17 protein-coding genes and 1 pseudogene are annotated in these 18,913 nt (G+C 68.8%); 10 read left to right on the forward strand and 8 right to left on the reverse strand.

Annotated elements, in window-relative coordinates; genetic code table 11:
- Positions 1 to 244 (forward strand): annotated as a pseudogene (locus AB0L75_RS27725) (transcriptional regulator); the annotation flags it as partial.
- On the opposite strand, the gene AB0L75_RS27730 reads toward AB0L75_RS27725, so the two are convergent.
- From AB0L75_RS27730 to AB0L75_RS27765, 8 genes are all read right to left on the reverse strand, one after another.
- Positions 241 to 1,593 (reverse strand): cation:proton antiporter, encoded by a 1,353-nt coding sequence (locus AB0L75_RS27730; protein ID WP_365185914.1) that lies wholly within the window; start codon positions 1,591 to 1,593, stop codon positions 241 to 243. The pseudogene AB0L75_RS27725 and the gene AB0L75_RS27730 sit on opposite strands and share 4 nt — an antisense overlap.
- A 138-nt stretch (positions 1,594 to 1,731) precedes the next feature.
- The gene (locus tag AB0L75_RS27735) at positions 1,732 to 2,598 is read right to left on the reverse strand and encodes an arginine deiminase family protein (RefSeq protein WP_365185917.1); all 867 of its coding nucleotides are present in this window, start codon (positions 2,596 to 2,598) and stop codon (positions 1,732 to 1,734) included.
- 144 nt (positions 2,599 to 2,742) lie between these two features.
- Complete coding sequence (locus AB0L75_RS27740; protein WP_365185919.1) at positions 2,743 to 3,162, reverse strand: GFA family protein; 420 nt, start codon at positions 3,160 to 3,162, stop codon at positions 2,743 to 2,745.
- Positions 3,162 to 3,992, reverse strand: a complete 831-nt coding sequence (locus AB0L75_RS27745; RefSeq protein ID WP_365185921.1) for a DUF3865 domain-containing protein — start codon at positions 3,990 to 3,992, stop codon at positions 3,162 to 3,164. Before AB0L75_RS27745 ends, AB0L75_RS27740 begins: the two co-directional genes overlap by 1 nt.
- Positions 3,989 to 5,275: a hypothetical protein gene (locus AB0L75_RS27750; RefSeq protein ID WP_365185924.1), complete on the reverse strand. Its 1,287-nt coding sequence runs from the start codon at positions 5,273 to 5,275 to the stop codon at positions 3,989 to 3,991. The genes AB0L75_RS27745 and AB0L75_RS27750 overlap by 4 nt, the downstream gene beginning before the upstream one ends.
- A 57-nt stretch (positions 5,276 to 5,332) precedes the next feature.
- On the reverse strand, positions 5,333 to 6,442 hold the full coding sequence (locus tag AB0L75_RS27755; protein WP_365185926.1) for an inosamine-phosphate amidinotransferase 1: 1,110 nt from the start codon (positions 6,440 to 6,442) through the stop codon (positions 5,333 to 5,335).
- Positions 6,443 to 6,565: 123 nt separating this feature from the next.
- Positions 6,566 to 7,624, reverse strand: coding sequence for a fatty acid desaturase (locus AB0L75_RS27760; RefSeq protein WP_365185929.1), 1,059 nt, complete (start codon positions 7,622 to 7,624; stop codon positions 6,566 to 6,568).
- Between the two features lie 166 nt (positions 7,625 to 7,790).
- Positions 7,791 to 7,970, reverse strand: a complete 180-nt coding sequence (locus AB0L75_RS27765) for a hypothetical protein (RefSeq protein ID WP_365185931.1) — start codon at positions 7,968 to 7,970, stop codon at positions 7,791 to 7,793.
- Between the two features lie 500 nt (positions 7,971 to 8,470).
- Here AB0L75_RS27765 and AB0L75_RS27770 point away from each other — a divergent pair, with 500 nt between their 5' ends.
- From AB0L75_RS27770 to AB0L75_RS27810, 9 genes are all read left to right on the forward strand, one after another.
- Positions 8,471 to 9,349: an amino acid--tRNA ligase-related protein gene (locus AB0L75_RS27770; protein WP_365185935.1), complete on the forward strand. Its 879-nt coding sequence runs from the start codon at positions 8,471 to 8,473 to the stop codon at positions 9,347 to 9,349.
- Positions 9,350 to 9,385: 36 nt separating this feature from the next.
- Positions 9,386 to 10,228: a TauD/TfdA family dioxygenase gene (locus AB0L75_RS27775; protein WP_365185938.1), complete on the forward strand. Its 843-nt coding sequence runs from the start codon at positions 9,386 to 9,388 to the stop codon at positions 10,226 to 10,228.
- A gap of 83 nt (positions 10,229 to 10,311) precedes the next feature.
- On the forward strand, positions 10,312 to 11,439 hold the full coding sequence (locus tag AB0L75_RS27780) for a hypothetical protein (RefSeq protein ID WP_365185941.1): 1,128 nt from the start codon (positions 10,312 to 10,314) through the stop codon (positions 11,437 to 11,439).
- Positions 11,440 to 11,612: 173 nt separating this feature from the next.
- Positions 11,613 to 12,602, forward strand: coding sequence for an endonuclease III domain-containing protein (locus AB0L75_RS27785; protein ID WP_365185943.1), 990 nt, complete (start codon positions 11,613 to 11,615; stop codon positions 12,600 to 12,602).
- Between the two features lie 543 nt (positions 12,603 to 13,145).
- Positions 13,146 to 13,610 carry an NUDIX domain-containing protein gene (locus tag AB0L75_RS27790; RefSeq protein WP_365185946.1) on the forward strand — a complete coding sequence of 155 codons (465 nt, stop codon included), beginning with the start codon at positions 13,146 to 13,148 and terminating at the stop codon, positions 13,608 to 13,610.
- A 55-nt stretch (positions 13,611 to 13,665) separates the two neighbouring features.
- Positions 13,666 to 14,154 carry an NUDIX domain-containing protein gene (locus tag AB0L75_RS27795; RefSeq protein WP_365185948.1) on the forward strand — a complete coding sequence of 163 codons (489 nt, stop codon included), beginning with the start codon at positions 13,666 to 13,668 and terminating at the stop codon, positions 14,152 to 14,154.
- A gap of 49 nt (positions 14,155 to 14,203) precedes the next feature.
- The gene (locus AB0L75_RS27800) at positions 14,204 to 15,475 is read left to right on the forward strand and encodes a methyltransferase (RefSeq protein ID WP_365185950.1); all 1,272 of its coding nucleotides are present in this window, start codon (positions 14,204 to 14,206) and stop codon (positions 15,473 to 15,475) included.
- Positions 15,472 to 17,472, forward strand: a complete 2,001-nt coding sequence (locus AB0L75_RS27805) for an ABC transporter ATP-binding protein (protein ID WP_365185953.1) — start codon at positions 15,472 to 15,474, stop codon at positions 17,470 to 17,472. The genes AB0L75_RS27800 and AB0L75_RS27805 overlap by 4 nt, the downstream gene beginning before the upstream one ends.
- Positions 17,469 to 18,911, forward strand: a complete 1,443-nt coding sequence (locus AB0L75_RS27810; RefSeq protein WP_365185955.1) for a phosphotransferase — start codon at positions 17,469 to 17,471, stop codon at positions 18,909 to 18,911. The genes AB0L75_RS27805 and AB0L75_RS27810 overlap by 4 nt, the downstream gene beginning before the upstream one ends.
- Positions 18,912 to 18,913 lie beyond the last annotated feature (2 nt).

An 18,913-nucleotide genomic window follows, 5' to 3' on the forward strand; every position in this document is an offset into this window, starting at 1 on the left:
CGCCGGCCTGGCTGACGACGGGATGCGGGCGCTGCAGACAGCGAAAGGCATGGCCAAGGACCGAACCCGTGACCGCGTAGAACTCATGATCACTTCGGCTGAACTGGCTCGCTTGCGCGGAGACAGTGCCGGGCACGCAGGATTCGCCCGCCGTGCGGCGCTCAGCGCTCAGCACTTGGCGAGCAGGAGGTTGGCGACGCGCCTCAAGCGCCTTGCCGCGGGGCAACCTCTGGAAGGGTTCTAGGGGAGCTGGGCAGGCCGAATGCCGCAGCTCCCCTCTGCTGATGGCTCGGGCCCTTCTGACGTCGGACGCTCTGCCCTGTCGAGGCGCTTCATGACCGCCTTCAGGACGGGCGGCGCCATCAGCGGCGTGATGACGGCGATGAGGACGACGATGCTGTACATCGCCGTGTTCAGCAGCCCGATGCGGACGCCGGTCACCGCGATCACCACCTGGATGACGCCCCGGGCGTTGATGCCGGCTCCCACCGCGACGGCCTCCCACCAGTTGAGCTTGCCGGCCGCCGCCCCGACGAAGGCGCCCAGGTACTTACCGACGACTGCGATGCCCAGCGCGGCCAGGCCCCACAGGGCGATTGAAGGTGTGGCGAGCGCCGTCAGGTCGACACGCAGGCCCGCGAGCGCGAAGAAGAGCGGGGAGAGGAACGCGAGAACGGTCGTGTCCAGCGGCTCCATGCGTCGGCTCTGGTGTCCGTCGTCGCAGGCGCCAATGAGGATGCCGCACAGGAACGCGCCGAGGAGAGGTTCGAAGCCGAGGGCATGCGCGCCAGCGCCGGACCAAACCAGCAGGAGCACAGTTGCGGTAACGGTCGGACCGTGAGAACCGGAGCGGTGAGCCCACTTCAGGACGCGGCGCACCGTCCAGCCTCCGACAGTGAGCGTGACGAGGAGCAGGACGGCCATGTGCCACAGCGGCACGGCGATGTCGTGGACGGTGAGGCCGGTGGTGGCCAGTGCGGTGACGACGGAGACGAGCAGCCAGCCGACGGCGTCGTCAATGGTGGCAACGACCATGATCATCTGCCCGACGGGGCGGTCGATCAGCCGCATGTCGACCAGTACGCGGCCGATGATGGGGATCGAGCTGACGCACGTGGCGACGCCGATGAAGCAGGCGAAGGCGAACGTGTTGGCTCCCGCGGGCATGAGCCGGTGGGGCAGGGCGTATGCGAGGGCGATGCCGAGAGCGAGGGGCACCAACAGGGCCGCGGCGCTCACGCCGGCGGCGGTGCAGCCGCGGTTCCGGGCGAGGGATATGTCGATGTGCATGCCGGTGAAGCCGACCAGGAGGAGGACACTGAGCTGTCCCACAGCGTCTAGCAGGTGCGTCTGCGCGGGGTCGCACGGGAGGAACCAGTCAGACAGGCCGGGTGCGAGGTGCGCGAGGAGGGACGGGCCGAGGACGACGCCGGCGGCGAGTTCGCCCGCGACACTGGGCAGGCCGATGCGCTCGGCTGCGTGTCCCAGGAGGAACGCCAGGCCGAGGAGGATGCCGACCTGCAGGAGGAAGTGCATCAGCGTGTCCGCGGGCAGGGGCGCGATCGTGCCGACCGCGAGGCGGGCGGGGCCCATGGGCGAGTCTCCTTGAGACGGGCAGGGACGTGGATGGAGGGCGAGCCCGCGCGGGTGAGGCGGAGGATGGTGACGGCTTGGCCGTGTCGCCGTCGGGGCATCAGGGGGCGCCCTCGCTGATGCGGGTCGGTGTGGGGGTCAGCTGCGGTGGAGCGGGAGGGTGCTGCAGCGCAGGGAGCCGGGGATCTTGGTGACCTCGGAGTAGTCGACGGTGAGGACCTCGATGCCGCGGTTGCTCAGTTCGGCAGCGATGCGGTCGCTGCCGTCGGTGACGATGACGGTTCCGGGAGCGAGGGCCAGGATGTTGGCCTGCACCTTGAGGGCTTCAGCGTCGGTGACGTCGATGACGTCGAAATGCCGTTCGAACCAGCGCAGTTGGACTGCGGAGAACACGGAACGATGGACGAGTGCGATGCCGGGAGCGGCGATGTTGAAGTGGTCGTCCAGGTGGACGATGCCGTGCGTAGTGAACTCGACCGGAATGACATCACGGTCGATCTCGGCCTGACTCAACGCAGTCCGCAGCGCCGCCACGCCCTGCTTGGACGTTTCCTCGCTGAGCCCGACCAGAACGCATCCGGCGTGGAGCATGACGTCCCCGCCTTCGATCGTGCCGCCGGCAAGGCGTGCCACGTTTGCCATGCCAGCGGTGAGCGCGATGAGCGCTTCGGCTTCCGGGCGGCGCTCCCTGGAGTTCAAGCGGGCGAGGAACAGAACGTCGTCGATGACGAAGCCCAGGTCACGCGGGTAGTGCTGGGCGGAGCAGCCGTCAGCCGGGGCAAGGAGGCTGATGTCGATGTCCCGTGCGCGCAGCAGGTCGATCACGGCGTCCTGCTGGGTACGGACCCTGTTGACGTCGTACGACGCCCAGGTACTGGTGGTCATCTGGCGGGCGAGGACGGGATGGATGTCCGGGCCGTACAGGTGGCGGGTGAAGGGGGCGGCGTAGCGCATGGCGACGTGCCGCAGCGTGCCGAATTCGCTGGTGGCGTGCGGGGGCAGCACAGGGTCTCCTTATGGCCTGGGGAGTGGAGGGGGTCGTCGAGAGCCCTCTGGTGGTGAGGCGGCTTGTGCCGTCGTTCCCCTTGGCCGGACCCAGGGCGGTAAGCGTGTTAAAGGTGCTCACTGCCCCGGGCCGCACCGTCGCCGTCAGCCGACAGAGCCGTGCCGGGTGTCGGTCACCACAGGGAGCCAGGACACGGCGTTCTCGCGGAAGGACTGAGCGACCGGAACGAGGTCCTGGCCGGTGGTGTCGTGCAGCGCGGTGACGTTGATGCCGATGTTCGGCTCGCTCGCGTCGATGGCGGCCACGCGGGTGCCGCAGTTGCCGCAGAACGCGCGCTTGGCCTCGCCCGGGAAGGTCTCGTACCACGTCAGTTCGCCCGCGGTCCACGTGATGCGGTCCTTGGGCCAGCCGGCCCACCACATCACCGGGGCCCCGCCGAGCCTCTGGCAATGCCCGCACCAGCACAAGTGGGGGAAGTCTGCCGGTCCCCGGACCGTGAAGCGGTTCCGGCCGCACAGGCAGCTGCCTGTGCGTTCTTCGAGGACCTCGGCGGGGGCGTTCATCAGACCATCTCCGTTGCTCGGTGGGCCAGTTGGGTCCACCACTGTGTCATCCCTTCGAAGATCTCCAGGAATCCGGTGAGCGTCTGCGCCAGGTCGAGGTGGAAGGTGTCACTCTTCCGGATGAAGTCGGCCAGGCCCTCGATGTGGGCGGCCTCGACGCTCAGCCCGTCGACCTGCGCGGCATCATGGTCGTCGTCGAGGTGGAGGCGGTAGTAGTAGTCGAGTTCCTTCAGCGCGCTGCCGCTCCCGCTGCCGGTCAGCTCACCGTAGCGGTCGGTGATGTTCCGCAGCAGCTCGGTCTCGACGATGGCCACGCCCTCGGTGGCGTAGTAGCCGCCGGCGATCACGCCGGGCTGGTGGTGGTTGACCATCCTCTCGTGCAACTGGAGCAGCATCAGCGTCTCGGGCGCAGGGACGTGGCCGATGACGAAGAGACCGAGGTCGCTGAGCAGCGCCTTGGAGTACAGGACGAAGTGGGCCGGGACCTTGCCCGGCTCGCCGCCCTCCTCCAGATAGTTGCGGTACAGCTCGTGGGCGAGCGGGGGGCAGAAGCGCTCGACCGAGGCGGCGGCCTGGCGCAGGTAGGAGGCGTTGTAGCGAGCGAAGACGGACAGCTCCTCGATGTACATCCGGGCCTGCGCCTGGTTGAGCTTCTCAGGGGCGACGAGCTGTCGGATCTGTCCGTAGACCCAGTCGATCAGCGGCTTGAGGTGCTTGTCGACAAGCGTCTGGCCGGAGGTGAAGGTGCCCTGCAGGACGCCGCCGAACGCGGTGCGGGTCTCAGGATTCGCCCTGAGATAGGTGTGGACTAGGGAGTTCTCGGGCGTCATGCGGCGTCCTTAGTGGTGGTCGCGGTTGTGAGGTGGATTCCGCCGGTGGTGCCGAGGGCGCGGATGGCGGCCAGGAGGTCCTCGTCGTCGGGCAGCGTCATCGTGGTCCGGGCGTTGAGGGCCCTGACGAGGTCGGGGGTGAGCGCAGCGGTTTCGAGGTCGGCCTTGATGCCGCGCAGAAAGGCCGTCTTGGGGCCGGTGACGCGCAGCTGGTACGGGGCGGGAATGCGGATGACCGCGCCGGGCGCGACCTGATCGGCATGGAAGGCAGCGGCAGCTTCCTGGCGGCCGAGGTCGTCCTTCTTGTACTCCCAGCCGCCGTTGCTGAGCGTCCCGTCCCAGTAGTCCTGCGCGTGTTCGGCGAGCTTGGACTCGGCCTTGCCGCGCATGGCGTCGAGGGCGGTGTGAGCCAGGGGGATCAGCCGGCGGGCGACCTGCGCGCTGCCGACCGTGAGGTCGTGCATGGGCGACGGGTCGCCGAAGGGGTTGTCGAGGTCCTCGGCCAGCACCTCGTCGAGCAGTTCGGGCAGCGCAGACATGCGCAGGAAGCGGCGCTCGGGATAGGTGTAGAGGGGGACGGCGACGGAGACGGAGAAGGTGTCCTGCCGGCCGACGTGGAAGACGCGTGCGGGCAGGAACAGGGCGTCTCCCGGCTCCATGACGAACCGCTCGCCGTACGGCAGCAGCCACTGGTAGTCGCCCTTGAGGGGGTCCTTGCCGCCGGTGCGCTTGACGTACTCGTCGGCGGGCCAGCAGTAGAAGTCCTTGATACCGGGCCCGAGGTGGCACAGGAAGGCGTCCTCGGAGCCCTCGTGAACGCCGAAGGCGGTCCCCGAGTAGTTGCCGGCGAAGACAGCCTGCTCGGCGCCGCCGATCGGCACGCCCCAGCCGTCGAAGAGGGAGCTGAGGAAGGTGCCTAGGCCAGCCGCAAGGGCGGGGCTGACGGTTTCCAGGCCGTTGAGGACCAGGCTGAAACGCTCGGCGCCCGTGGTCTGCTGCATCCATGGGACGAAGTCGCCGTCCTTCCAGGCGTCGGCGGTGAGCACGGTCTCGACGAGTTCGTCGTGTCGCTCCTCGCCGAGGTAGACGCGGGCCTTGGCGGCGCTCGCGGTGCCGGCGGCGTGCGCGCGGCGCATCGTGACCAGGCCATCGATGACGTCCTCTGGCTGGGCTGCGGTGGCCGGGATGATGCCCTTGAACAGGTACGGGCTGGTGCGGCCGTTGGTCTGCTGGGGGAACTCGTCGGTCCAGAAGCCCGGGTGGAGGGGCCAGTCGTGTGCCACGGGGTCTCCTTCGCTGTCTGGTTGATGAGGGCGGGCACGGGCGAGCGGCGAGGCGGGTCAGCCGAGGTAGTCCTCCGGGCCGCCGTCGCGACGGGTGTCCAGCGTGAAGCAGTGGAAGCCGCCACCGAACAGCCTCCGGTGCCGGTGCTGGACGGGGACGACCGTGATCCCGAGGTTCTCCAGGAGTGTGATCAACTCCCGGTACAGGGCGTTGACGATGACGGTGTTCTCGTCGACGGACAGGACGTTGATGTCGATGTAGCGGCTGGCGATGGCGAAGCCGAAGTCGCTGTAGTCCGGGAAGGCGGACTCGTCCATGGGGGGCGGGACGATGACGTCCCAGGACCGCATGGCCTCGGGGAGGTAGTCGAGGTACTTGGGGTCGCGCAGCAGCATCAGGCCCGGCCGCAGCGGCACGATGACGCTGTCGATGTGGCTGTCGGCGATGCCGTCGAGGACGTGGAAGCGCAGCTCGGGGAAGTTGTCCTTCAACCAGCGCAGCGCGAGGGCGTGGTTGTCGTTGGCGACGTTGATCAGGATGTCGCGGCCGAGCCGCATGCACTGGGCACCGTCGAAGATCATCTCCAGACCCAGGCCGTCGATCGCCAGCGCCGTGTCGGCGTCGGTGACGTGGGAGACGTCGATGCCTTGGCGGCGGAAGTAGGCGTCGTCGAGGGAGCCGTGTGCGAGCGCCGGCTGCGGCATCTTCAGCCACTTCGCGCCCTCGTCGTAGTAGCGGTAGAAGAGGGGCTTGAGCTGGTCGTTCTCGAAGAGGCGGGCGCGCACGTGCGGGGCGGTCTCCACGATCGTGTTCCCGAGGATGATCGTGTTGTCCCGCACGTTCAGGGCAGGGGTGGCCCGAGCGTCCCAGAGCGGCGAGCGGATGTCGATGTTCTTCCCCGGCATGGCCGGCCGGACGACGTCGACGCCGCAGCCGGTCAGGGCGTCCACCAGACCGGCGATGTCCTCATTCAGCTCGTCGGTCAGCTGCGGCGGGATCGGCAGGAGCGTCTGCCCGGTACCGGTCTGAAGGGTGATGTTGTCGTAGAAGAACAGCTCGAATGAGGCGTCGACGTGATGATCGGTGTAGTGCTCGGCGCGGCCGACGATCACCTGGCGCAAACGGGTGAACTCGTCGTGGCTGTTCACGACCGGGATTGTTGTCATGGTGTGCCGCCCTCCCTGGCGGCGCGTGCCGACATGCGTCGGCCTGATGCGCTCGCTGCGCGCGGCAGGGCGCCCGGCAGCTGCGCTGTCGACTGGTGGTGGAGAGGCTCGAAAGGCTGAGGTCTAGGTCGCCGCGGCCGCAGGACGCCCGGCGGCCTGGGCGGCGAGGCGGTCGATGATGTCCTCGATGACGCATGGCTGGTCGGGGGTGGTGCGGCGGCGGAAGAAGAACCCGCTGCACCAGGGCACTTCCGGCCACCGCTCGAGGCGCTGTTCGAGGATCTGGCGGGCCTCGGGGAGCCGGTGGAAGGGAATCTGCGGGCACCAGTGGTGGATGGGATGGTGCATGTCGTCCAGGTGGCCGCCGAGAAGGTGCCGCGTGATCCCGTGGGACGACCAGCCGCGGGTCTGCACCAAGGGGCTCCGGTTTTCGATGAGGCCCGCGTGATTGCCCAGGTCGGTGATCCAGGTGGTGCCGGGCCGCACGAAGATCAGCGGAAGAAGCCAGTACAGGAGGAACGTCCCCAACGCGTCGAACGGCCAGCACACGGCGACGGCCCCGGCCCACAGGCCGCCACGGGCCACCAGCGCCCACCACGACTCCTGCGGCGCCTTGGTGAGCAGGGTTCGGACCGCTTCCTTCGGCAGGCGCCACACCGCATTGCGGATGATGACCTTGAAGACGAACGCGCAGCGACTGGCCGCTGGCCCAGCCCTGTGGATGCCGCCAGCGAGGTAGGACTGAAACATCGGATCATCAGCGCTGCCGAGCTTCGCGTGGTGGATGCCGTGCGTGACCTTGTACGGCAGAAATCCTTCGCCGAGCAGGCCCGTCAGGGCGTACCCGACCAGACGGTTCCCGCGGCGATTGGCGAGCAGCTTGGAGTGGACACACTCGTGAGCCAGGTTGGAAACGTGCCTCTGCCGGATGCCGATATAGAGCACAGCGAAGACCGGGCCGATGACGTGGCCAACGACCATGCCGGTGACAGCCGCGGCCACGATGGACAGGATGTCCACGAGGACGTCGAGCATCCCGATCGTCGGCCGGCCGCAAAGGCGCTCAAGCGCGGTGATGATCTCGGGCCCCAGCAACTCGTGCACGGCGCGCGAGGCGCCGGTCCCGTGACGGGTGCGGCGGGAAGCCAAGGGCGCCGTCCTGCGCTGTGCTCGGATGATCATCCAGGTCCTCCCCACATGTCGATCTTCGGTGTCTGTATCGGGCGGGGCCCGGCGGCGGGTGATGTACCGCCGGACCCCTGGCCGACCGTCCCCAGATCACCGGGTGCCGAGCGCCGAGGTGCTGCGGCGCTCGACGCTGATGGAAGGGGCCAGCCACCGGGCCTGACTAGGCCAGCGCGTCCGGACGGACACCCGTCTTCAGGGCAGTGGCATCCGGCCGGACACCCGTCTTCAGGCTGGTGGCGTCCGGACGGACACCGGTCTTCAGTCCGACGGCGTCGGGACGAACACCGGTCTTCAGGCCGGTGGCGTCCGGGCGGACGCCGGTTTTCATCGAGGGGGCCATGACTCCTCCTACTTCTTCGAGCACGGGGAAACCCCGTGCATGCGTGGTGATGGTGGAGAGCCGCGCGCAGGGGATGCGGGATGTGGAGCCCCGCTCCCCGGCATGCGCGGGGCACACGGAACGGCGAAGCAGTGAGCTGGCGGACCTGGTCTGCCCCCGCGGGTGCGGGCAACACCCTTCGCCAGAAACAGGCTGCGTGACCGCGGTTGAACCGGGCGCCGGGCACTCACGCTAGGACCGCTGAACCGTGGTCGGCAACGCCTCGGAGCGTTGCATCGATCGCATGCCGGTGTTGCATCCCGTGCCCTAAGGGTGTTGCACGAGTGTTGCGCCCGCTATGGGGCTGACCTGCAGAAATGCTCCGTTCGGAGCGGGGTGTGCCGGTGGAGTTCCGTGATCGCGGGTGGGCGGCTAGCGTGCGTCCACTGGCAGCGCACCCCGCGTCCCAGAGGCAGTGACGCGGCTGCCTACCCCCTCCCCTGCTGATTCAGGAGTGCTCCGTGGTGGATGCGATCGCTGTGAAGTCGGATGTGCTCTTCGCTCTACGAGAGGTACTGCGTGCCGACGGCTTCCGCGAGGTCATCACGCCCGTTGCCCGCCGCGCCGACCTCGGTCCGGGCCGGCGGGCACCGGTCGACCTGGACGGCGACCGCTACCTGCGGGCGATGATCGGGCCCGCCCTGCGGGTGAACCTCGAACACCACCCCCGGATCTTCGAGATCGGCGCGTGCTTCCGGCCCGAAAGCCCGGACAGCCTGCACGCCAGCGAGTTCTCGATGCTCGATCTGTACGCGGCCGGCGAGAGCTTCGTGTTCCTCTTCGCCCTGGCCGAGCGCCTGGTGAAGCCGCACATCCCCTACAAGTTGGAGCGGGTCTCGGTCGCCGAGCACATCCGTGAGGTTTTCGGATGCGACCTGCGAACCGAGACCCTCGGGGACCTGCCGCAGCGGATGGCATCCCGGCTCGGACTTGAGACCACCACGCCCTTCAAGACGACGCTCGGGCAGTTCGTCGAACAGGAGTTGGAGACCCAGAGCAAGGGCCGAGCGGTGTTCCTGACCGATTACCCCCTCGGCGGAGACGAGCCGTGCGCCCGCCTCACCCCCCAAACCACCTGCCTGATCAACCGGTTCGAACTCATCATCGACGGTCTCGAAGTCGTCCACGGCTACGAAGACGAAGTCGACGGCGAAGCCTTCGCCGCCCGGGCCAAGGCCGTGGACCTCTATGACGACGAGCAGGCCCTGGCATGGCAAGCGATCAGCGCCGGGCGCGTGCCGGCCAACAGCATCGGCCTCGGTATCGGAATCGAGCGGCTCTGCATGGCCGCCACCGGCATCAAGGACATCACCGTCTTCCAGCAGTCGCCCCAGTTCTGACCGGCCCGTCCCCGTCACCGTCAAAGGAGCCGCACGATGTCCCTGTTGCTGCGCCCGCTGGACGACAGCGGCTTCGGCGCCGTCGTCGACTGCAACCTCGCGGCCGAGCACGAAGAACTCGCCCCGCACCTGGCAAAGGCACTGCACGACTTCCGGCTGCTGATCATCCCTCAGCAGCACCTCACCCACGCCGACCTCCTGGCTGCCGCCACCTGCTTCGGGACGCTCGACACCCACATCGACCGCCGGTACGCCGTCGGCGGCTTCCCTGGCCTGACCGTCATCAGCAACATCGTCGAAGATGGCGAACACATCGGCATTTACGACGGGGACGACGAGGAGGAGTGGCACGCCGATAACAGCTTCAAGCCGGAACTGACGCGGGCAACGCTGCTGTACTCGGTCATCACCCCCGAGCGCGGAGGAGAGACCCGCTTCGCCGACGCCACCCGCGCCTACGCCGACCTCCCCGGGCCGGTGAAGAAGCAGATCGACCAGATGCACACGCTGCACTCGATCGAGCAGCTCGGCGTCCTGCAGAGCCAGGCCAGCGGCGGCCAGTCATCTGCCGCGACCGGAAGCCTCGCCAGCCACCCGGAAGTCGATCACCCGCTCGTCCTTAAACACCCAGTCACCGGCGCCCGCTCGCTGCTGCTCGGCTCCATGGTGATCTGCGGGATCACCGGCCTGCCGGAACAGGTCAGCCGCGATCTTCTCGATGAACTGCTGCGGCACACGACGAGCGACCGGTACGTCTACAGCCACCGCTGGAACCAGGGCGATCTGGTCGTGTGGGACAACCTCGCCACCCTCCACACCGCCTCGCCGTGTGACAGCTCCCGGCACCGTCGGCTGCTGTACCGCGCTGCCGTCCGATAGCCGAATGCCACCGCGTCACACCGCCGGCGGACCGGCGGCCGGAACGCGAGAGCCCCGCCTGCCACCACTCCTAGGGTTTGCCCATGACCGTGAAGGTTCCTCTGAAGGAGACCGCGCTCAACGCCGAGCGCATCGCTCGCATCGCCCGCGAAGTACGGCACGTCTGCCGGGAGTTCGACGCGGACGGCTTCGTGCAGTCGGTGATGACCGACCTTCCTGGGCTGGAGCTGGGCGCCCGGATCGCCCGCACCAGCGAGGGACTGCGTGCCCACCTTCCGGTCACCGGCCCCGAGGCGCTCGAAGTCCTGCTGCGCTCCCTGCCGACGACGCCCGAAGCGGCCGGCGTAATCAACGACTTCGGCCTGCACATCTACTCGCCCCACTCCGACTACGTCTCCCGCTACCTGTGTTCCGCCGAGTACTTGGACCAGGCCCTGGCCGCTCTGGCGCGTATGACCGGGTACTTCTCCGCCGAGGTCGCCGTGCGGCACTTCCTGGCCGAGTTCCCCGCCGAGACGATGAAGGCCGTTGACGCTTGGGTCCACGACGAGGACTACCGGGTGCGCCGGCTGGCGAGCGAGGCCACCCGGCCACTTCTGCCGTGGGCACCGCGGATCCCGCTGCCCGCCGATGCGGCGTTGCCCGTCCTCGAACAGCTCTACACCGACCCACATCTTTACGTGCGCACCTCGGTCGCCAACCACCTCAGCGACCTCGCCAGCAGCCAGCCCGACCTCGTGCTCTCCACCCTGGAGCGGTGGAAGCAGTCGGGCCATCTCAACGGCGAGCACTTCGCGTTCATTGCCCGGGAAGCTTTGCGTAACAAGCTGAAGGAGGGCTGGGCGCCCGCCTACGGCGTTCTCGGATACGCGCACGACGCGCCCATCGAGCTGACCACCCTCGCCCTGGACTGCAGCGAACTGCGCGACGGCGACACGCTCAGGTTCTCCGCTGCTCTTACGTCCACCGCCACCACCCCGGTGCATGTGATGTACGTGATCTCCACGACGGGGCGGAACGGCCAGCCACGAGAGAAGGTGTCCTTCCTGCGCCGCGCCTCTGCCGGGCCCGGCAGGGAGCTGCGGCTCGCCAAGGATCACCCACTGCGCTCGACCGCCCGCTGGAAGGTGACGCCGGGCACCTACTCCCTCGCTCTCCAGGTCAACGGACGCCGCTTCCCCTCCGTCGCCTTCACCGTCCTGTCCTCCTGACTCCTGTTTTCCTCCCTCTTCCGAACACCCACGCTGCAGGGGCCGCCAGCCAGCCACACCGAACCCCGGCCCTCTACGACGCCGTTCCCTCGGACCCGGCGCCACCGGCCGGACTACCGGACAACGACGCCCGCCTGAGATCCGCCCACGGCCGCCACTCCCAGGAGCATGACGTGAGCCTCTGCCACCTCGACCGCGCCGACACCCTCGAACTGCCCGTCACCGGCGACGGCCCGTTCAACGCCCTGCACACCTTCTGGAAGCCGTCCCACTACGCCACGGGCCTCGAAGCCCACACCCAGGCCAACAGCTGGCGCACCTTCCGCATCGACGACCTCGTCGTCGGTGTACGGCTGCGCGCCGCGGACCGCACAGTCATCGCCGATGTCTATGCCGACGGGGACTTCAAGCCCGACCACCGTCAGCAGCTCGCGCGTCGCTTGGTCTCCTCATACGGCCTGGCCGAAGACCAGGCGGCGTTTACAGAACTCGCGGCCCGTGTGCCCGCGATGAGCGAGGCGCTCACAGCCTTGGGCGGGATGCGGCAATCGTGTCCCGAGGACCACTTCGAGATCGCGGTAATCGCACTGTTGCTGCAGAACGTCACCGTCGCCCGCAGCTCCCAGATGACCCGCAATCTCCTCGTGCACTACGGCCAGCTCGTCCGCTTCGACGGGATCACACTGAGAGTCTGGTTCACCCCCGACGAAATCGCGCACGTCACGCCCGAGACCCTTAAAGAGCGGGACCGGCTGGGCTTTCGAGCCAAGAGCCTGCCGCACTACGCGGCCTACTTCCGCGACCACAGCACCGAGGACCTCCGGGCCGCCGGAAACCTCATGGAGGCCGTCCAGGAAATCAAGGGAGTCGGGCCCTACACCGCCGCGGTGATCGCCTCCCACGCCTCGCGCGACCCGGCCGTCTTCGGTATCGACGTGTGGAACCGCAAGATCCTGGCCCGCTGCCTCCTCGACGCCGACGACGCCGAACCGCAGACCGTGATGGCCCGCCTCAACGAGCTGTTCCCCGGCTACGCCGGCACCGCGGGCCTTTACCTCGTCGAGCACAGTTACCTCAGCCGGCCCGTTGCTCCGTTGCTCGCCCCAGATCACCACGCCCTCGCCCGCTGGAACGCTTCCCTGGAGCAGGAGGCTTCTGCGTAAGCCGGCACACCCCACACAAAGACCCGTTCGCGCTTCACGGGCCGTGGCCACCTGGCGCCGCGGCCTGCCCCCGTCATGCCCCGGCGATCCCCTCGGGCATGCGCCGGGCCGCTCCATCCCAGCCGTGCTGCTCCTGATGGACACGGAGGCATCCCGTCGGCCGGACTCAGAAGCCCTTTGTGCGGCACGCCGCACAAAGGGCCGCGCAATCACCGGATCGTGTTCGGTTCATGCTCGGACGCCCACGAACGCGGTCGAACAGGTGCCGCTTCCCGTCAGCTCTAGCCTGAGGCAGCAAATCCGCACATTCGCTCGAAGAATTCGCCCGCACCACCCCCGAACGCGTTCCTTCCGAGGCCGTTAGTCCGAGCATCTGTCCGAGCTTCACGTCAACGAGGAGGCGCAATGCACCCCGGCATGCGACGCACCGACGTTCCGCGGAACTTCGAACAGAGCGGGTGCCTCCGACCTCCCGGACCTGACGCACCGGGGCCCCAGCGCGCGGCGGAGAGCCCCCACGTCGCCCCCTCCAAGGGGGCTCACGTGACGGACCGCTACAAGAGCATCGTCGACGTGCTTGTCCTCCTGCACCGGCAGGACGGCCGCGTGCTTCTGCTCCGCCGTGCCGAGCCCCGGTACGCGGGGCAACTCACCATCGTCGGCGGCCATCTCGACCGCGACGAGTGGTTCGAGGACGGGGCGTGCCGCGAGGTCCGTGAGGAAGTCGGGGTGCACGTCGAGCCGGAGGATCTGTGGCTGTGCTGTACCGCGCATCTGCTCTCTCCCGACGGGGAGCGTCGGCTCGCCTTGTTGTTCACCACCCAGACCTGGAGCGGTGAGCCGTTCAACGCCGAGCCAGACAGGCACACCGAGTTGGTGTGGGCCGAACCGGGTGAACCTCCCCTCGACGCACACCCCTTCACCGCTGCCCTGCTGGAGCACTTCGTCACGGGGAGCGCCCGCGCCAATATCCGCATGCCCGCCGCCGGCGAGGAGGCGATCACGTGACCGCCCCGTCTCCTGTCCCCCGTCCATGGCCGGCCACTCCCTAGGAGGAGATCTGATGGCAACCGCCCTGAACTTGATCGGTGTCCACCTGCTGTTCGAACGCAACGACGAAGTCTTACTCGGTCTGCGCGGCCCCAACGCCGTGTACGCCCCCAACACCTGGCACTTTCCGGCCGGGGGCTGCGAGCACGAGTCGGTCAAGCAGTGCGCCGTGCGCGAGGCCGAAGAGGAACTCGGACTCCACCTCGACCCTGAACACCTCGACCTGGTGCACAGCGTGCACCTGCTGGATCCCGGCAACCCCCGGCCACTTCTGGAACTCGTCCTGCGGGTGAAGCACTGGACAGGCGAGCCACAGCTGATGGAGCCGGACAAATGCAGCGCGTGGGCCTGGTGGCCGAAGACCGCGCTGCCCGACCCGATCGTCCCGTACGCCAAAGCCGCGCTCGAAGGCATCGCCGGCGGAAGTGCCTACACCGAACTCGGCTGGCCCGAAGCCCGCCTGCCCCGCTCCACCACGTTGACGGCACCGAAGGAGTCCTGACCGCACCGCACCCCTGCCCGCCGATTCGCCCTGCTCGTTGGAGGCCCGCATGCACCACATCACCCCTGACGCTCCCCACACCGCGCCACCTCCCCTGCCCGAGGAGGACCCCCGGGCCTGGCGGGCCCGCCAGGAGATGGTCGCCCGGCTGGAAGCCGATCAGCCCCTGGACCCGGTCGTGCGCGAGGCGCTGCTTGCCCTGCGTCTGGACGTACTGATCCCGCGGGCGTACGTGCGCCAGGTGCCCGACGGTGTCGAGCCGGGGGTGTGGAAGCTGCTGGACGGGGCGCATCCCGAGGACCGCGAAGAGTGGATCAAGGTTCTCTACAGCGGCGACAGCGTCCGCGTCCAGCACGATGGCGAAAGCCTGGACGGGCAGCGGCGGGGAGTGGTGACCGGCGGGCGCATCACGTCCATGTCCAGCGTGATGTCGATGACCGCCGCGTTCCTCGGCGAACTCCAGCCACAGAGGGGGCAGTCCTTTCTCGACTTGGGCAGCGGCCCTGGGGTGACGGGGGCGGTGGCGTGCCTGATCTGCGGACCGGAGCGGGTGACACTCGTGGACCGCGACCCGCATCTGGTGGAAGCGGTCCTGGAGCGCCTGGCCCCGCTCGGCCTCCGCCCTCGCGCCGTCACCGGAGACGGCTATGCCGGAGCACCTGCCTTCGGCCCGTACGACCGGGTGTTGTCCGGCTTCGCGGTCGAGGCCCTCCCACCGCACTGGCTGGATCAACTGGCTGATGGCGGTCGGCTGTTGACGACCATCACGACCCGGTCGCCGAGCTGGCCGGGACGTGCCGTGGTGGAGAAGACCACGAAGGGGCGTGTGGAGGCCACGTTGCGCGGGGTGCGCAGCGGTCATCGCCCCGCCCACGGGCTGCAATGGCTGACCGTGCTCGCCCATCGCGAGCGGATCGCCGCCGAGCCCGGCTCGCGCCGGAGTACATCGTTGGCGCCACCGGCCAAGAGCGCATACGGCCTGTGGCTCGCCCTCGATCATCTCGCCCCTGGGCTGGTGCGGGACTACCAGGCCGAGCACCTGACGCTCGTCGCCCCCGACGAGGACTCGTGGGTCGTCGTGCGCCCTGCGGCCGGCGGCGGTTGGATGGCCGAGTCCGTCGGCGAGCGGCCCGTCTGGGCCGAAGTCGAGGAGGTGCACGCGCGCTGGGTGGCGGCCGGCGAGCCGACCTCCTACCGCTTGGAGGTCGCCGCCGACGGAACCCAGCACGTCACGTCCGCCACCGGACCAACGCCAGTGGAGTGGGCACTGCTCGCCCCGGCCGCACCCGGCATTCCCGCCCCGGCACGGGAGCGGTCATGAGCGAAGGGAAAGCTCCGCGACCCGATGCGGAGGAAGCCGAGGAAGCGGTGTCGGCATCGGAGATGCTGCTGTTCGGTGGTCAGCTGGAGTACGACGTGGGCTGGAACGCCCACCATGGGGCGTGGCTGGGGTTGTCCTTGTGGTCGATGGCCCGGCAGCTTCCCCGTTTGGTGGCTACGTCGGTACGGCTGGCGCATTGGGCGGACCGGCGGGCGCTGCGCACGGTGGCCGTGGCCGAGATCGGGTCGGGAGTGACCCAGGCGGTCGGTCTGGTGGCCGTCAATTCGGTACTGAGTCATCTGCTGGGTGCGGGGACGATCACGGAGCGGATCACCCATGCGCTTCCCGTCCTGATGGCCGTATCGGTGATGGGAGTTGTCGGGGCGCTGTGTGCGGCGGCGTCGACCGCCGCGACGGGGGCTTTGGAGCCCAAGGTTCAGCGGGTGGCCACGGAGCGGTACCTGACGCTGGTCTCGCGGGTTGAGTTGAAAGCGGTCGAGGACGACGAATTCCACCGGCTGCTGGACTCAGCGTCCTGGGGTGCGGAGTCGGCCCGCCGGATGGTGAAGTACACCACCAGCGTGGTCAACGCGCTGATCTCTTTGATCGCCGCGGCCGGGGTTCTCACCGTGCTGCACTGGGCCTTATTGCCGCTGCTGGCCGCGATGACGCTGCCCAGCGCGTGGGGTGCGATGGCCAAGGCTCGCCGCCGGTACGTCAGTTTCCACCAGTTCGTGCAGCACGCACGCGCTGCGCAGCTGCTGACCCGGCTGTTGATCAGCCAGGAGGCCGCCGCCGAGATCCGCCTGTATGCGATGGGGCCGTTCCTGCTGGAGCACTTCCGAGGCATGGCCGACACCAGCGAGCGGGAGCAGTCCCGGCTGGCCCGGCTCGATGCCCGTACCGGTCTTCTGTCCGCTGCCGCGACCGGCGCTGCCACCGCAGCCACGTACGGAATGCTCGGTGTGCTGCTGTGGACAGGGTCAATGCAGCTGTCCGTCGCCGGGACCGCGGTGCTGGCCATCCGCTCCGGCTCCTCGGCCCTGCGCCGATGCGTCCTGCAGATCTCCGACGTCCACCAGGAGAGCTTGTTCGTCGGGGACTTCGAGCGGCTGTGCACGGAGGCCGACCGTCGCGCCATCCCGGACGGTGGCCAGGACCTCCCCGAGCACGTAGAGGAGATCCGCTTCGAGAAGGTGACCTTCACCTACCCGGGCAAGGAGAATCCGGCGCTGTCCGAAGTGGACCTGGTACTGCCTGCGGGCAAGACGATCGCGCTGGTGGGCAGCAACGGTTCCGGCAAGTCGACCCTCGTCAAGCTGCTGTGCGGGCTCTACGCGCCCGACGAGGGACACATCTGGTGGGACAGCGTGGATGCGGTCCGCGCCGACCGCGCACAGATCTTCGACCGCGTCGCCGCCGTGAACCAGGACTTCTATCGGTGGCCCTTCACCGCGCGGGTGAACATCGGCATCGGCCGCCCCCGCCGCCCGTTCGACGACGAGCCGATCATGGAGGCGGCCACGTACTCGGGTGCCGACACGGTCATCGACGAGCTGCCCCGCGGGCTCGGCACGCTCCTGCAGCGCGGCTACAAAGGCGGGCAAAATATCTCCGGCGGACAGTGGCAGAAGATCGGCATCGCCCGCGGGCGGTTCCGCTCAGGCCAGGTGCTTGTGGTGGACGAGCCCACCAGCGCCCTGGACCCGGCCGCCGAGCAGCGGGTGTTCGACCAGATTCGCGCCCTGGCCGGCCAAGGGCAAACCGTCGTCCTGGTCACCCACCGCCTGCACAGCGTCCGGCACGCCGACACCATCGTCGTCCTCGACCACGGCCGTGTCGTCGAGCACGGTGACTTCGACCAGCTCATGGATCCCCACACCGGCACGGGAGCCTTCCGCGACGCCTATCTGCTCCAGTCCGACGCCTTCAACCAGACGGTCCCGGACCAGACCGCGGCACCGGACCCCACCACGCCCGCCTCGGAGCCAGCATGAGCGCTTGCGCCCCCACACCTGCACAGCAGCCCGCCGCGACGCCACCGCCGGCGGCCAGCGAACGCTTCGCCGCGCCCATCGACGTACACGCGGTCCTCCTACACCCCGGCGCGACCGGATGGGAAGTCCTGCTCACCCGCCGGGCCGGTGACGTCTACGCCACCGGTCTGTGGCACATGCCCTCGGGCCGCATCGACGGTGACCACGAGGACATCGTCGAGGCCCTCGTCCGGGAGGCCGCCGAGGAAACCGGCGTCGCCATCGTCCCTGGCGATGTTCAGATCGCCGCCGTCATCCATCACCGCAGTCCCAAAGGCTCTGCCCGCGTGGGTGTCTTCGGTATCGTCCGCTCCTGGACGGGTGAGCCGCACATCCGCGAACCCCATCTGTGCAGCGAGATGGCCTGGTACCCCCTGGACCGCCTCCCGTCGGACATGGTCGCCTACCCCCGCGCCGGGCTGGAGGCCCTGCGCGCCGGACGGCACTTCGCCATCCATTTCCAGCAGCCCGACGATCCCATCGCCTACACCGCGGACGGCCCGAACCGGCTGCAGTTGCTGCCCGAGACCAACTCCCTTGACCTGTCGGGCCCTTCGCAGGAACTCTGGAGGTTCGCCGAGCAGGCCGTCGGCCCGCTCGCGGCAATCGAGGACGCTTCATGGAGCCGTACCACCAGCCGAGTCTGGAAGCTGACCGGAAAGTCGGGCGGCACCTGGTACCTCAAGCAGCACCCGAGCGAGAAGTTCTACTCGCGTGAGGTGTTCGCATACCGGGAGTGGGTGCCCGCTCTCGGCGAGCGCGCCCCGCGCCTGGTCGCCTCGGACGACCGGCTCCTGGCGGTCGTCCTGACCCAACTGCCCGGCCGCCACCTCCACGGCCTCACCCTGGCCTCCACCGACGAGCGCCGTGTGCACCAGCAGCTCGGTGAGATCGCGCGGGCCTTCCACGACAGCGCCCCTGGCCAGCCGACCGAGCAACCGTCGGTCTCCCGCACCCAGAAGGTGGACCGTCACCTTCAGGCAGCCCGGCCGCTGCTGTCCTCCGCCGACGAGGACCTGGTACGCCAGCTGGCCACGCGCTACGACAGCCTGCCGCCCGGCGAGCGTGTCCCTACCCTGGGCGACTTGCAGCTGCGCAACGCCTTGCTCACCGACACCGGCCTGGTCGGCGTCTTCGACTTTGAGCGGGCCGAGCCACGGCAGCGGGGCCACGACTTCGTACGCCTGGCCGACCTCTGGGACGGTCGCGAAGACCTGCGCGCTGCCTTCTTCACCGGGTACGGCAGGCCCCTGACACCGCTCGAAACCGAGCACATGGAGTGCGAGGCGGCCCTCGACGCCCTCAGCGGCATCGCCTACGGCCTCACCCACGACGACCCCGAGGTCGTCGAACGCGGCCGACGGACCCTGCGCCGCCTCCATCGCACCCAGAGCGCCTGACT

This window comes from Streptomyces sp. NPDC052101 (assembly GCF_040680235.1).
GTDB lineage: Bacteria > Actinomycetota > Actinomycetes > Streptomycetales > Streptomycetaceae > Streptomyces.

What these genes read in the sequence shown, in the direction of transcription:
- AB0L75_RS27730 (WP_365185914.1), bottom strand. Translation starts at nt 1,593, where the DNA reads ATGGGCCCCGCCCGCCTCGCGGTCGGCACGATCGCGCCCCTGCCCGCG.
- AB0L75_RS27740 (WP_365185919.1), bottom strand. Translation starts at nt 3,162, where the DNA reads ATGAACGCCCCCGCCGAGGTCCTCGAAGAACGCACAGGCAGCTGCCTG.
- AB0L75_RS27745 (WP_365185921.1), bottom strand. Translation starts at nt 3,992, where the DNA reads ATGACGCCCGAGAACTCCCTAGTCCACACCTATCTCAGGGCGAATCCT.
- AB0L75_RS27755 (WP_365185926.1), bottom strand. Translation starts at nt 6,442, where the DNA reads ATGACAACAATCCCGGTCGTGAACAGCCACGACGAGTTCACCCGTTTG.
- AB0L75_RS27760 (WP_365185929.1), bottom strand. Translation starts at nt 7,624, where the DNA reads ATGATCATCCGAGCACAGCGCAGGACGGCGCCCTTGGCTTCCCGCCGC.
- AB0L75_RS27765 (WP_365185931.1), bottom strand. Translation starts at nt 7,970, where the DNA reads ATGGCCCCCTCGATGAAAACCGGCGTCCGCCCGGACGCCACCGGCCTG.
- AB0L75_RS27775 (WP_365185938.1), top strand. Translation starts at nt 9,386, where the DNA reads ATGTCCCTGTTGCTGCGCCCGCTGGACGACAGCGGCTTCGGCGCCGTC.
- AB0L75_RS27780 (WP_365185941.1), top strand. Translation starts at nt 10,312, where the DNA reads ATGACCGTGAAGGTTCCTCTGAAGGAGACCGCGCTCAACGCCGAGCGC.
- AB0L75_RS27795 (WP_365185948.1), top strand. Translation starts at nt 13,666, where the DNA reads ATGGCAACCGCCCTGAACTTGATCGGTGTCCACCTGCTGTTCGAACGC.
- AB0L75_RS27800 (WP_365185950.1), top strand. Translation starts at nt 14,204, where the DNA reads ATGCACCACATCACCCCTGACGCTCCCCACACCGCGCCACCTCCCCTG.
- AB0L75_RS27805 (WP_365185953.1), top strand. Translation starts at nt 15,472, where the DNA reads ATGAGCGAAGGGAAAGCTCCGCGACCCGATGCGGAGGAAGCCGAGGAA.
- AB0L75_RS27810 (WP_365185955.1), top strand. Translation starts at nt 17,469, where the DNA reads ATGAGCGCTTGCGCCCCCACACCTGCACAGCAGCCCGCCGCGACGCCA.